The 13871-nt window shown below is 74.0% G+C and carries 8 protein-coding genes and 1 pseudogene; 1 reads left to right on the top strand and 8 read right to left on the bottom strand.

The genetic code is table 11. The annotated features are described in order from the left end of the window. Positions 1-221: 221 nt before the first annotated feature. The 4 genes from GA0115240_RS02125 to GA0115240_RS02110 all read right to left on the bottom strand — a co-directional run bounded on the left by GA0115240_RS02125 (position 222) and on the right by GA0115240_RS02110 (position 9696). Entirely contained in the window at positions 222-1733 is a 1512-nt protein-coding gene (locus GA0115240_RS02125) for a SulP family inorganic anion transporter (RefSeq protein WP_093734933.1), read from the bottom strand. A gap of 201 nt (positions 1734-1934) precedes the next feature. Then, positions 1935-5951 (bottom strand): type VII secretion protein EccCa, encoded by a 4017-nt coding sequence (gene eccCa, locus GA0115240_RS02120; RefSeq protein ID WP_093734932.1) that lies wholly within the window; start codon positions 5949-5951, stop codon positions 1935-1937. A gap of 138 nt (positions 5952-6089) precedes the next feature. Further along, positions 6090-8846: a right-handed parallel beta-helix repeat-containing protein gene (locus GA0115240_RS02115; protein WP_161301966.1), complete on the bottom strand. Its 2757-nt coding sequence runs from the start codon at positions 8844-8846 to the stop codon at positions 6090-6092. A gap of 37 nt (positions 8847-8883) precedes the next feature. Continuing rightward, positions 8884-9696, bottom strand: coding sequence for a hypothetical protein (locus tag GA0115240_RS02110; protein ID WP_093734930.1), 813 nt, complete (start codon positions 9694-9696; stop codon positions 8884-8886). 284 nt (positions 9697-9980) lie between these two features. On the opposite strand from GA0115240_RS02110, the gene GA0115240_RS02105 reads away from it, so the two are divergent. Then, positions 9981-10658: a response regulator transcription factor gene (locus tag GA0115240_RS02105; RefSeq protein ID WP_093734929.1), complete on the top strand. Its 678-nt coding sequence runs from the start codon at positions 9981-9983 to the stop codon at positions 10656-10658. A 101-nt stretch (positions 10659-10759) separates the two neighbouring features. On the opposite strand, the gene GA0115240_RS02100 is transcribed toward GA0115240_RS02105, so the two are convergent. The 4 genes and pseudogenes from GA0115240_RS02100 to GA0115240_RS36570 form a co-directional block, all read right to left on the bottom strand. Further along, the gene (locus GA0115240_RS02100; protein WP_093734928.1) at positions 10760-12139 is read right to left on the bottom strand and encodes an EsaB/YukD family protein; all 1380 of its coding nucleotides are present in this window, start codon (positions 12137-12139) and stop codon (positions 10760-10762) included. A 93-nt stretch (positions 12140-12232) separates the two neighbouring features. Beyond that, a complete protein-coding gene (locus GA0115240_RS02095) occupies positions 12233-12547 on the bottom strand; it encodes a WXG100 family type VII secretion target (protein ID WP_093734927.1) in 315 nt (104 codons plus the stop codon). 75 nt (positions 12548-12622) lie between these two features. Further along, positions 12623-12946: a WXG100 family type VII secretion target gene (locus GA0115240_RS02090; protein ID WP_093734926.1), complete on the bottom strand. Its 324-nt coding sequence runs from the start codon at positions 12944-12946 to the stop codon at positions 12623-12625. Positions 12947-13080: 134 nt separating this feature from the next. Next, positions 13081-13871 (bottom strand): annotated as a pseudogene (locus GA0115240_RS36570) (hypothetical protein); the annotation flags it as partial.

The raw sequence follows: 13871 nt of genomic DNA, 5'->3' as shown, positions 1-13871 counted from the left end.
ATCCGGCCGGCCCCGACCGACCGGCGTCCAAGGTCCCAGGGCCCGCCCCGACCGCACAACGGCGCCCGGAGGTACGAGGGGAGCGCGCGCCGCTCACCCCGGCACAGGCGCGGCGCGTGACCGTCCCGGGGCGCCCCCGTTCGCCCCGGTGCGCCACGGACGCGGGCGGCCCCGGCGATCCGGCGGCGGCTCGGGGCCGGGCGGCCCAGGACGCGGGCGGCTCAGCGCACGGGCGCCTTCGGCAGCCGGACGCTGACCGGATCGGTGCCGGCGTCGGAGTGGGCCGGTGCCCAGGCGTCCAGCGCGGAGCGGCAGGCGTGGTCGAGATGGCGCAGGCCGGACAGGTCGAGTTCGATGGGGCGGTCCTTGGGCAGCGCCTCCAGCTGTTCGAGGATGCGCGGCAGCCGCAGGAAGGTGGCGTTGCCCGTGACGGTGGCGATCAGCCGCCCGCCGGTGCGCGGGCGGACGTCGATGTGGATGCGCGAGGTGTCCCAGGCGGACTTCACCACCGACAGCAGCAGCCCGAACACCACGCCCTCGAAGAGGTTGGTGGCGACGATCGCGGCGGCGGTGGCGGCCAGCACGACCGCCTCACCGCGGTGCTGGCGCCACAGCGGGCCGAACTCCCGGGCCGGCACGAGCTTGCAGCCGGCGTGCACCAGCACCCCGGCCAGGGCGGTCAGCGGGATGACGGAGAGCGCGGCGGGCAGCAGGACGGTGAACAGCAGCAGCCACAGGCCGTGCAGGACCCGGGAGGCCGAGGTACGGGCGCCCGCCTGGACGTTGGCGGCGCTGCGGACGATCACCGCGGTCAGCGGCAGCGCCCCGAGGAGCCCGCTGACGGTGTTGCCGACGCCCTGGGCGATCAGCTCCTTGTCGTAGTCGGTCCGCGGGCCGCGGTGCATCCGGTCCACCGCCGCCGCGCTGAACAGGCTCTCGGCCGAGGCGATCAGGGTGAAGGCGAGCACCGTGCCCAGCGCGGCCACGCTGCTGAGCGTGCCGACGGCGGTGGCACCGGGCACCGTGACGGCGTCGAGCAGGCCGCCCACCTCCAGCGTGCCGACGTCGAAGCCGAAGACGGCGCTGACCGCGGTGGCCAGCCCCACCGCCGCCAGCGCGCCCGGCACCGCCCGGACCCGGGCCGGCAGCCGGGGCAAGGCCACCAGGACCGCGATCGTGCCGGCGCCGAGCAGTGCGGCGGTGAGTTCCGGGCCGCCGTCGAGGATGCTCCCGGCCAGGCCCGGCAGTCCGGCGAGCTTGCCCGGTCCGTCGGCCGGCTGGGGGGCGCCGGCCAGCGCGTAGACCTGGCCCAGGACGATGACCAGTCCGATGCCGGCCAGCATGCCGTGCACCACGGACAGCGAGATGGCCCGGAACCAGCGGCCGGCGCGCAGCACGCCGAGGGTGATCTGGAGCAGGCCCGCGGCGGCCACGAAGGCGCCGAGCGCGGCGAGTCCGTAGGCGTCGACCGCGTCGTGGACGAGGACGGTCAGTCCGGCGGCGGGACCGGAGACCTGTAATCGGCTGCCCGGCAGCAGACCGACGACGAGTCCGCCGACGATGCCGGTGATCAGGCCGAGTTCGGCGGGTACCCCGGAGGCGACGGCGACGCCGACACACAGCGGCAGGGCGACGAGGAACACGACGAGGGAGGCGAGGACGTCCTTGCGCAGGACGGCGGGGTCGCGGAGTTCGGAGAGCTGCGGAAGGCGGGACGGACGCAGAGCGCGCATCAGCGGGTTCCTTGCGACGAGGGCGGGCGCAGCCGCGTGGGTGGCTCGGCCTCCAGCACTGTGCCGCAGAAGTGCCGCCCGTCAAAAGGATCAATAACTTGCCATAGTGACGTAAAGCATTCGCAAATTTCGAACGCCGGCCGGCGAAAGCCCCGTGCGCCGTCCGGCCGCGCCCCTGTGCTCCGATTGCCCGGCCGCGGCCTAAGCGCTGTCCGCCAGCGCCAACTGCACCAGCGTCGGGGGGAACTGCCGCCGCAGCAGCACGCCGCGTCCCGGCGGGCGCTGGGCGGCGCGTTCGTCGCCCATCACGATGCCCTCGCGGGGGTCACCGGACAGCACCAGGCCCGCCGAGCCGAGTTCGCGGACCCGGTTGAGCATCGGCTCGGACATCTGGCTGCGCATCAGACCGCTGACCCGGCGGGCCAGCACCACGTGCAGGCCGAGTTCGCGGGCCTGCGGCAGATAGTCGACCAGCGGGGTCAGCGGCGACTGACGGCCGCCGCCCACCATGTCGTAGTCGTCCACCACGAGGTAGAACTCCGGGCCGGTCCACCAGGAGCGCTCGCGCAGCTGCGCCATGGTGACGTCGGGCGGCGGCAGCCGTTGGGCGAGTTTGGCCGCCACCTGCTCGGCGTAGACCGTCGCGGCGTTGGCGTCGCCCGCGTAGGCCCCCAGGTAGTCCTGCGGGACGGCGCCGAGCAGCGAGCGGCGGTAGTCGACGACGATGAACCGCGTCTCCCAGGCGCTGCGCCGGGCGATGAGCCCGGTCATCCAGCTGCGCAGGAACGTCGACTTGCCCGAGCCGGAGTCGCCGAAGACCAGCAGGTGCGGGTCGGCGCCGTTCAGGTCCAGGTGGACCGGGGCGAGATCGCCCTCGCCCAGGCCGATCGGCACACCGGGCGCCGAGTCGCCGTCCGGCAGGGTGAGTTGGGCGGCGGTGACCCGTTCGGGCAGCATCCGGACGGCCGGGGCGGCCTTGCCCTGCCAGGCCGCCGCGATCTTGGTGATCGCCTCGCTCTGCGCGTCGGCGAGGGCCTCGGCGCTGTCCCTGCCGTCGAGCCGGGGCAGCGCCACCTGGTACTGGACGCCGGGCGGCGCCATGCCGCGCCCGGGCACCGCGCTGGCGAACGCGCGGGCCGCCCGCCGGTTGATCTCGGAGTCCGCCGGGTCGTTGAGCCGCAGTTCCAGCCGGGCGGAGAAGGCGTCGCGCAGCGACATCCGCAGGTCGGCCCAGCGGTTGGCCGACAGGATCAGGTGGACGGCGACGCCCAGGCCACGGCCGGCGATGTCGAGCACGGCGGCGTCGATGCCCTCGATCTCGCCGCGGGCCGCGCCCCAGTTGTCGATCAGCAGGAACACATCGGCGGCCCGCACGGCCGGCGGAAGACTGCCGGCCGCGCGCATCCGCCGGAAGGCGGCGGCCGAGTCGATGCCCAGGTGCCGGAACAGCCGCTCGCGTTCGGCGATCAGCTGGAGCGTCTCGGCGAGGATCCGGCGGGCCTGCGGCAGATCGTGCCGGCCGGCCACCCCGCTGACGTGCGGGGCGCGTTCGAACGGCTGGAGGGTGCCGCCGCCCAGGTCCAGGCAGAGGAACTGCGCCTCGTCGGGCGTGTGGGTCAGCATCGCCGACATGATGAGCGTCCGCAGCAGGGTGCTCTTGCCGGACTGCGGCGCGCCGACCAGCGCGAGGTGGCCGGCCTCCGCGAAGTCCGGTACCAGCGGCTGCTGGAGCTGCTGGATCGGAACGTCCAGCACACCGATGGGGAAGCGGAGTCGGCCCTTGTGCGGCCACCACTCGGCGGTCAGGCCCCGGCCGGGATGGATCGCCACCGGGCCGGTCAGGTCGTCCAGCGGCAGCGCCGCGGGCAGCGGCGGCAGCCATACCTGGTGGGCCGACTGCCCGGCGCCGCCCAGCCGTTCCACGATGATCTGCATCTCGGTCGGCCCGGCGGCCAGCGGCCGCGGCCGCTGCTCGCGCGTGTCGGCGGGCTCCGCGTCGGGGTCGGGCGCCGTCCGCAGCCCGAACGGCACCGGACGGGTGGGCAGCGGCCCGGCGGCGAGCGCGCGCTGCTCGGCGGACTCGTACATCCCCGACACGTGGGCCACCCGGAACCGCTCGAAGACCGTGTCGGCGACCTTCAGATAGGCCGAACCCGGGATCGGCGGCAGCCGGTAGGCGTCCGGGGTGCCGATGACGCTCCGGGACTCCGCGGCGGAGAAGGTCCGCAGGCAGATGCGGTAGGACAGGTTCGACTCCAGTCCGCGCAGCCGCCCCTCCTCCAACCGCTGGGTGGCGAGCAGCAGATGCATGCCCAGGGACCGGCCGACCCGGCCGATCTGCACGAACAGGTCGATGAAGTCGGGGCGGGTGGACAGCAGTTCACCGAACTCGTCCACGATGATCAGCAGATACGGCAGCGGTTCGAGCGGGCGCCCGTCCGGCCCGGTCGCGCCGGCCGCCCGGCGCAGCTGGTACTCCCGGACGGTGTCGATGTTGCCCGCGTCGCGCAGGATCCGCTGCCGGCGCTGCTGTTCGCCCACCAGTGCGTCGCGTACCCGGTCCACCAGGGCCAGGTCGTCGACGAGGTTGGTGATCAGGCCGGCCACGTGCGGCAGTTCGGTGACGCCGGCGAAGGTGGCGCCGCCCTTGAAGTCCACCAGCACCAGGCTCAGCAGCTCCGGCGAGTGCGTCATCGCCAGACCGCTGACCAGGGTGCGCAGCAGCTCGCTCTTGCCCGAGCCGGTGGCGCCGACGATCAGGCCGTGCGGGCCCATGCCGCCCTGCGCCGACTCCTTGAGGTCCAGCGCGAGGGCCTGCCCGTTGCCGTCGAAGCCGATCGGCACCCGCATGACCTCCTCGGCGTCCGCGTCGACCCACAACTCCTCGCCGTCGAAGGTGTCGAGGTGGGAGATCCCCAGCATGCTCGGCAGCGACATGGTCCTGGCCAGGACCTCCTCGCCCTCCACGGACAGCCGCAGCGGGGCCACCGCCCGCGCCAGCACCTCGCACAGCCGGGCCTCGGGCCGGTCGGCGATCACCTCGGTGACCGCGGAGCGCGGATCGGCCCGCCGGCCCTCCAAGGTGAGCGCGCCGTCCGCGGCGACCCGGACCCGCATGTCGGCGCGGGTCGGCTCGTCCGTCTCCCGTTCCACCAGGCAGATCACGGTGATCGCGCTGTCCGGCCCGGCCGCCTCGGTCAGCTCCACGGCCAGGGGTGAGCGCGCCCACGCGGCCCTCGGGTCGTAGCGGTCGAGGACCACGACCAGCCGCTGCCGGCTGTCCGGCGCGTCGCGGTCCGGCAGCAGCCGGCGGGCGGCCGGCCGGGCCGCGGCCTGCTCCAGCCGGGTTCGCACGTGGTCGGCGATGCCCTCGAAGTCCTCGGCGACCAGCGGAACGACGCCCGCGTCCCCGGTCGCGTCCGGCTCATGGGTGTGCGGCAGCCACTTGGCCCATTCCCAGTCCTCGCCGCCGGTGGCGATCGCCACCGCCACGTCGTCGGGCGCGTGCAGCACCCCGATCTGGCACAGCATGGCCCGCACGACCCCGCGCCCGGCGCCCGACGGCCCCAGCACGCTCACGATCCCGGCCTTCGCCAGGTCCACCACGGCCGGCTGGCTGCCGACCGTCGACATCGACGCGATCAGCCGGTCCGCCGACGCCTTGGCCCGCGTGTCGTACTCCACCGTCGGATCGTTGCGGGTCGCCAGCCGGATGGGCGTCGACAGCGGCGCGGTGCCGACCCCGACGCACAGCCGCAGGAAGTCCGGGTCGGTGCTGCGGCGTTCCCACACCCGCCGCCGCTGCGTCGCGATCGCCCACAGCCGGTACGGCGACGGGTACGCCCACGCGGCCACCGTCCGCTGGTTCTCCGCGACCTGCCGGGCCACGTTCCGCACCTCGACGAGATGCTCCAGGTAGCGGTCCCGGGCCCGGACCTTCTGGCGCCGGGCGGCGCCGCGCATCTGGGTGCGGACGCCCACGGTCACGCCGATCGACAGCACCACGAAGGCGATGCCCAGCAGGATCAGCAGCTTCTTGCCGCCGGACATCAGGTATGCCGCCATGCTGATGCTCGACATGAGCGGCATCAGCAGGTACATCCAGTTGGCGCCGGAGTCCTTGCCGACCGGCTGCGGCGGCGCCGCGAGCACCACCGGCTCCGTCGGCAGTTGCGGCGGCATGATCCTGGCCGGGCGATGGAAGATGATCCGGGACATCGAAACTCTTCGTCTGTGACGGGGACCGCGGCGCTGACGCAGCGAGTGCCGGGGCGCACGCAGGGTCTCCTCTGAGGATAGGAGCCGGAGCGCGGCGCCCGGGAGGTCCCCGTTCGGGGACCAGGGGCGGGGTCGCCGCTACGGCGGCCGCGGCAGATCCTCCGGCAGCAGCCTGGCCAGGTCCTCGGTGGTCGGACCGATGAGGTCCACCACCCGCTGGGCGTGGCGCTCGGTCATCCGCTGGAAGGTCTGCCGGGCGGTGCGGCCGTTGCCGAAGCGGTCGTCGCGGACCAGGGTGGTGAAGTACGACCGCAGCGCGTCGCGGGTCTGCTCGGGCAGGTCGTACTCGTAGTGCCGCGCGTTCCACTCCACGATGCGGGCCAGTTCGTCGCCGTCGTAGTCCTCGAACTCCAGGGTCTGGGTGAAGCGGGAGGCCAGGCCCGGGTTGGCGTCGACGAAGCGCTCCATCTCGTCCGGGTATCCGGCGACGATCACCACCACGTCCTCGCGGTGGTCCTCCATCAGCTTCACCAGGGTGGAGATGGCCTCACGGCCGTAGTCCGCGCCCTGGCCGCCGGGCGTGAGGGCGTACGCCTCGTCGATGAACAGCACGCCGCCCAGCGCCTTGCGGAAGATGGCGGTGGTCTTGGGCGCGGTGTGCCCGACGTACTCGCCGACCAGCGAGCCGCGGTCCGCCTCCACCAGGTGGCCGCGCGAGAGCAGGCCGACCGCGGCGAGGACCCGGCCGTACAACCGCGCGACGGTGGTCTTGCCGGTGCCGCTGTTGCCCGCGAAGACCAGGTGCCGGCTCAGCGGCGGCGCGGCCAGGCCCGCCTCGGTGCGCTGCCGCACCATCTGCATCACCTTGACCATGGTGCTGACGTCCCGCTTCACCCGCTCCAGGCCGACCAGGCCGTCGAGTTCGGCCAGCACGTCGGCCAGGTTCTCGGCCCGCGACTCGGCGGTGCCGGCCGGCGCGGCCCGCACCGGCACGCCGGGGGCGGCGGCCGCCGCGGCGGGACCCGGTACGGCCACCGGTGCCGCGTCGCGGCCCTCCGCGGGCAAGGTGCTGATCTTGACCCCCTCGACCCGGCAGGCCTCGAAGACCGGCGCGGCGTCGTCGGCGAGCTTCAGGTCCTCGTCGGTGTCGTGGATACGGCAGCCCTGGAACAGCGGGGCGGCGCCGCTGCCCACGTAGACCGCCGGGAAGCCGGTCGCGGTGATCGCGCAGTCCGCGAAGCGCCCGGCGCCGCCGTCGGCGACGTAGACACCGTTCTTCGCGGTACGGGCGATGGACACGCCCCGCACCCGCGGCCGGGCGCGCGCCTGGACGACCAGACCGGTGCCCTTGGTGTCGCTGATCGCGCAGTCGGCCAGCCACACCGCGGCGCGCTCCCGGATGAAGACGCCGGCCGCACCGGTCTCGCGGACCGTGGTGTCCACCACGAGCGCCGCGGTGCCGGCGCCGATGTCGATGCCCGGCCCGGTGCAGGCGCTCACCTCGCAGTCCTCGATGAGCGGCCGGTGCACGGTGCTGAGGCTGATCCCGGTGCCGGCCCGGCTGATCCGGCAGCCGGTGGCGGCCAGGTCACCGCCGTCGGCCACCAGCGCGGACAGCCCGGCGTCCTCGACCGTGGTGTCCCGCGCGGTCAGGACGGCCTGGTCGGTGACCCGCAGCCCGTGTTCGGGAGTACCGCTGATCCGGCAGGCGCGGACCGTCGTCCGGCTGGCGCCCCCGACGTGGACGGCGGTGTACGCGGATTCGGTGACCGCGCATCCGGTCAGCAGCACCCGGGCGGTGTCCGCCACGTACACGCCGTTGCCGCCGGCCCGGACGAACGTGCCGCGCCGCACCTCGACCCGCGCGGTGCCGCCCGCCGCCAGTCCGGTGCCGCCGGTGTCGGTGGTGGTGGTGTCCTCCAGCCGCGCCCGCGCGGCCCCGCCCACCACGACGCCGGCCGCGCGCACATCGCCGACCCGGCAGCCCACCAGCGAGGCGACGGCCCGGCCGGTCACGTGGACACCGTCCTTGGCGGTACGCGCCACCTCGCAGCCGTGCAGGGCGACTCCGTAGTCCCCGCCGGCCGAACCGTCCCCGTCCGACGCCTCGTCGGCGCCGTCGTCCGCGTTGTCGGGCAGCGCCTCCCGGGCGGGCCCGTCCAGCGGGTCGCCGCCCGGGGCGGCGCGGTGGCCGGCCCCCGCGTCGCCGGTGATGACGATGCCTTCGGCGGCGCTGTCGGCGATCCGGCAGGTGTGCAGCGCCGGGCGGGCGGAGTCGTCGACGGCGACGGCGGCGGCGCCGGTGTGCGACACCTCGCAGTTCTCGAAGGTGCCCCGGCCCGAGCCGCGCACCCGCACGCCGTGCCCGCCGGTGCGGGTCACCGACACCCCCCGCAGCACCGGGTCGGCGCCGTGGTCCACCAGGACCCCGGTGACGTCGATGTCGCCGATCTCGGTGGCCTCCACCAGTGCCCGGCTGTCGCCGCCGAGCGCGAGGCCGACCTCGCCGGTGTGGTGCACCGCGCAGTCCCGGAAGGTCGGCGTCGCGGTCCCGCTGACCTGCACCCGGCCCCCGGTGATCTCGCACCCGGTGATCAGCGCCGCGCCGGCCGTGACCAGCACGGCCGGTTCCGCGCTGCGGCTCTCGATCACCAGCCCGCTGACGGTGCCCGCCCCGCCGTGCACGCTGAGCGCGGCGCCCCGGCCGCCGACGATCCGTACCGAGCCCGGACCCTTCTCGGCCACCAGCGTGATGTCCTGGTCCAGGACGACACTCTCGGTGTACGTGCCCGGCTGGATCGAGACCACCGCGCCCGGCGCGGCGTCGCGCACCGCGGCCCCGATGGTCTTGTACGCGCCCCAGCCCCGGGTCGCGACGCGCAGCCCGGTCGTCATCGGTCCACCACCGCGGCGGCCCGCAGGTGAGGCGCCGTCACGTGGCCCGGCACGTGAGCCGTACCTGCGCGGCGGCGGCATGGGCGTTCACCGCCGCCGGGCCTTTCCTGGCGCCGGCGTCGACCATTTTCAGTGTCACTTTGCCCGTCGTGACATCGAAAGCGTGATTGGTGACCCAGCGGCCCTGCGGACCGGCCTGGTGGACCAGGTAACCGCCCAGGGGCGCGGCCTTCGAACCCAAGGCGTAGTCGGCGCCGTAGAAGTAGTAGTAGGCGGGGTCGCCGCCCACCACGGAGCGGGACGCGTTGACCGGCACGTATGTCGACAGCCGGCAGGACGCGCTGGTGAACTTCGCGCTGAAGTCGAAGGTCCACAGCGCGAACCGGTTGCTGTCGTAGGCGGTGGCCCGCCCCGACACCGGCAGCGACAGGAAGCCGCCGGAGCAGCCGCCGCCGGTGTAGCCGCCGCTGCCGGAGGTGGACCAGCCGGTGGTCCCGTCGGCGCCGGCGCCGGTGGAGTAGCCGTAGGCCGTGAAGGTGGTCGTCGACCCGGAGGGGGACGTGGCGCACGTCGGGCCGGCCACCGCTGTCCAGGTGGAGCCGGGCGCGCCGGGGATGACGAGCCCGCCGGCCCCGGTCACCCCCGCGGCCGGCGTGATGGCCCGCACATCGGACGGCTTCGCGGCCGGCCCCCAGCCCAGGGCGCCGCTCACCAGGGCGCCGAGCGCCATGACGAGGACCGCGGCGAAACCGATGGTCAGCATCCGTCTGCCCGAGCGGCCCCGCGGGTCGTCGGGCCGCACGGCTTCGGCGAAGGCGGAGGCGAACCCCCGCCACTCCTCGTCGATCATGTGCGGGTGGCACTCCTCACCGATCCGGATCCTGCTTTTGCACCGTACCGACATTCCCGCCGGGCACGACAGGAATAGCAGATTAACGAGAGATTAATGAATCCTCCTGATGGTGCGTCACGTTGAATCTGGTGACACATCCCCATACGGACGGGCATCAGGAAACCCCCAGGCCAGCCGTGCTGTTGGACGATCCATTCAGCGGTTACATTTACGTGGTGCGACGCAGAGAATTACCCGGTGCCCAGCAGTCCCATAAATCGTAGGAGACGCGCGGGAGCGAAATGCCCCATATATCGCGAATCGCCATCGTTGAGCACCACAACCTCGTACGCCGCGGGCTCGAGGACCTGGTCTCCAACAGCCCGCTGCTGCGCGTCGTGGCGGTGGTGGCCGAGCCCTGGCAACTGGACCCGGCGGCGCCGCCCCCCGAGGTGATCGTGCTGGGCCCTTCCCCGCAGGCGGAGGAGACCCTCCCCGACGTGGTCGGCAAACTCGCCCGCTACGGAAGGGTGCTGGTCGTCTCGGATTTCTCCGGCCCGCAACCGGTGGCCGGGGCGCTTCGCGCCGGGGCGTACGGCTGCGTCACCCGGCACACCGACGACGACGGGCTGCTGCTCGCCATCGGCACGGTGGCCCGCGGCGGACTCCATGTCGCCCCGGGCCTGGCCGCACGGCTGCACGCCGAGTTGGCGCAGCCCACCGCCGTGCCGCCGCCCACCCTCGCGCGCCGCGAGACCGAGACCCTCCGCTGGCTCGCCGCCGGACTGACGCACGGCCAGATCGCACGGCGGATGGACCTCACCGAGGCCACCGTCAGCACCTACGTCAAGCGCATCCGGAACAAGCTGAACGTCGGCAACAAGGCCGACCTGACCCGGAAAGCCATCGAACTCGGGCTGGTCCGCGAAGGCGCGGAGCCCCCGGGGGCCGGGCAGGTGCCGTACGTGCCGCGCTCCTGACCCGGCGCACGGGCCCCGGCGGGCGTTGTGGGCTTTGTGGGCTTTGTGGGCGCGGCGATCGCTGCGGCCGCGCGGGCCCCGGCGGTCGCGCCGGTCCCGGTTCACATGTGCCGGCCGAGTTCGACGAACTGGCCCACCGCGCCGAACGTCGCCACCGCCAGCGCCACACCGACCCCGCCCAGCAGCGAACCGAAACCGGTCAGCCAGCCGGGACGTCCCATCGGTGGCAGGTCCGGACGACGCATCAGCCGCCGGAAGCCGTAGACCAGCAGCGCGACGGCGATCAGGCCGGCGTAGAGCGGGCCGGCCCAGTACGGCCAGCCGAAGTGCTCCGATCCGACCAGCAGCAGCGCGAACAGCCCGATCACCCCGGCGAGCCCGACCGGCACCACTTCGGCGACCAGCCGCGCCGCCCCGGCCCGCAGCAGCAGCGCCAGCGCGAGGCAGGCGGTCAGCGCGGCGGCGTACCGCGTGTGCGCGTCCGCCAGCACGACCAGCGCGGTCGCGATCACCGCGGCCAGCCCGCCGCTCCACAGCACCAGCAAGGTGGTGGCCGCGCGGACCGCCGCCGCCACCGCGTCGTCCGCCTCCTGGACCGGCATCCGCGGATCGGCCCGCCGGTACGCGAAGGCCACCAGCCGGCTCACCGTCACCTGGGCGAGCGTCAGCAGTACGAAGGCGGCCACCGCGACCACCGCGGCGGACTCGACGGTGTCCGCCCGGCCCAGTGCCAGCCCCCCGCCCAGCCCGGCCGCGACCACCGCCGCGAGCAGCACGGCGGAGGTGGTCACCCCGGGCGCGGCGGCATACGCCAGGAAGGCGCCGACCAGCGCGCCGGCCGCGACCGCGAACGCGGTCAGCCCCGCCCCGGTCATCCGCCCGTGCGAACCGTCCATGCCCGCCAGCGTCCGGCCGGCCGTGGCCAGCACCGGCACCGCGCACAGCGCCATCGCCACCCGCAGCCCCGACGGCACCGGCCACCTGCGCTCGGTCGCCGTCCACGCCAGCGCGGGCAGCAGCAGACCGGCCGTCACCGTGGCGTCCGCGAGCGCGCCGGCCCCGATCCCGCGACGTGCGGCGAGCACGACAGCGGTGGCGACGAGCCAGCCGAGGCCCAGCGCCATCACGGCGATCGTCCGGGCCCGGGCGTCCCAGCGCCGGTCGAAGGCGCCCTCGGCCACCTGGTTGACGCGCTCGCCGACATCCCGCACCACCGGCTCGGCGAACTCGTTCTCGATCACGTCGCGCAGGTAGAGGATCTGCCCGTCGACGATCCCCAGCTCGGCCAGCGACCACTCGGGCGCGAACGGTTCGGCGGTCGCGGTGGCCAGCGACCACGCGGCCGGCATGATGTCGGTCTCTTCCTGCTGGCACATCCGCGCCAGGGTGTCGATGTACGTCGCGATGGGGGCGCCGGCCGGGACCGCGAGGTCCACCTGGCGCCGCTCCCCCACGACGGTGATGCGGCAGTGCTCGTCCACGACGACGCTTTCCTCAGTTCCGCGGTGTTGCGGCCCGCGCGCCCGCTCCGGCCGGCCGGACGGCTTCCGGGCGGCCGGCTGCCGGGCGGCGGATCACTGGTGCTTCCATGTCTGGACGTTGGCCCACTCGGCCTCGCTGTAGTTCGCCCAGTTGACATGCATCGCCTGCGCGATCTCGCCGAGCACGCCGTTGGGACCCAGCAGGCCCTCCGCGGCGAAGTTCCACTCCGCCTGCAGCCCCTCGTAGTAGGTGGCGGCGCTGCCGGTCCAGGTGTCCATCAGCGGCTGGAGCTGCCCGATCAGCTTGTGCAGCTCGTCGGCGATCTGCAGCGCCATGCCGTTGATGGTCGCGCCCGCGGTGGAGAGGTCGTCCTTGACCACGATGCTTGAGCCGTCGATGTTCGTCACGGTGTCTCCTCGGCGGTCGCGCCACCGGCGCGGCGGTGGGGTGGATCAGGTGAGATCGGGCGAGATCAGGTGAGATCAGGTGAGATTCGCGTGCGACAAGTTGTTCTGGATCTGCGTGATCGTGTTGACGTTGGTCTTCTCGGCGTCGCCGTAGTTGATCTGGGTGCCGCGCAGACCGCTCGCGATGTCCGTCAGCGCGTCGTGCAGCATCGTCGAGTAGACGTCGTACTCCTGCATCAGGCCCTGGAACGTGGTCGCGGCGACGCCCTGCCAGGACGCCTCCAGGCCGACGACATAGGCCTTCAGCGTCGCCAGCCTCGCCGCCACGTCACCGGCCGTGGAGTCGCACGAGGCCGCGGCGGTCGCCAGCTCTTCCGGTGTCACCTTGTAGTCAGACATCAGCCCATCCCTCAACGCGACCACCTGGATACTGCGGTCATCGTCCCAGCGGGGGGTCGTGGGCTCCAGTCCCCCATTCTGGTGTCCCCCCTGGGCCTGCGGGGTCTGCGTGGGCGGGGCCCGGCGCGGGTGTCCTACGGGCCCTCGCCGATCGGACCCGAGCAGCGCGGCGGCCAGCCGGTCTTCCCGGGCGGCTGGGACCGGCCCCGCAACGTGTCGTCCAGCCGGGCCAGTACGGCGCGGTCGGCGTCGCCGAGTCCGGTGGGCGCGTCCGGTCCGGCGGCCACCGCGCCCGGCCGGTCCGGGGCGGGCAGTTCGCGCAGCAGCACCAGCGGCGAAGCGGTCCCCACCCGGACGTCCAGCACCCGGAAAGGCGTGCCGGCCGGGAAGACCACCTCGTCGGAGTGCTCACGGCCGTCCGCCAGATGCCGCACCCGCCGGCCGGTGACCGACCAGATCGCGTACCGCGCCCCGGACGGCACCGCGGTCCGGCCGTCGGCCAGCACGCCGCTCACCGGCGCCGGGTCGAGAAGCCCGCCCCCGGGCCGCAGACCCTCCAGACGATCGACGTCCGGGCCGGCACCGTGCAGCACCACCCCGCGAAACGTCGGCATCCGGCGCAGACCCGAGGTCAGACAGGCGGCGTACGGGCGAAGCCGCGGGTCGCCCGCCCGCAGGGCCCGGATCAACTCGCCGTGGCCCAACGGGCCCGCCGTGTCGTCGAGATACGCCCGCAGAGCGACCAGATCGGCACGGGCGGCATCCCGCTCGTCGGCGTCCAGATCGGGCATCACAGCAAGCGCCTGCGCGACGACGCCGGCGTGCCGATTCCACACCGGCTCAGCCAGCGCCCGGAAGGCGGCACGCTCGGCATCGGTGCTGCGCTGAGCGGGACTCAGGGCGCGCGCGGGCACGACCCCGAACG

The sequence above is a fragment of the Streptomyces sp. DvalAA-14 genome (assembly GCF_900091855.1).
In the GTDB taxonomy this organism is placed as follows: Bacteria; Actinomycetota; Actinomycetes; order Streptomycetales; family Streptomycetaceae; genus Actinacidiphila.
This window is presented reverse-complemented; position numbering and strand designations above follow the sequence as displayed.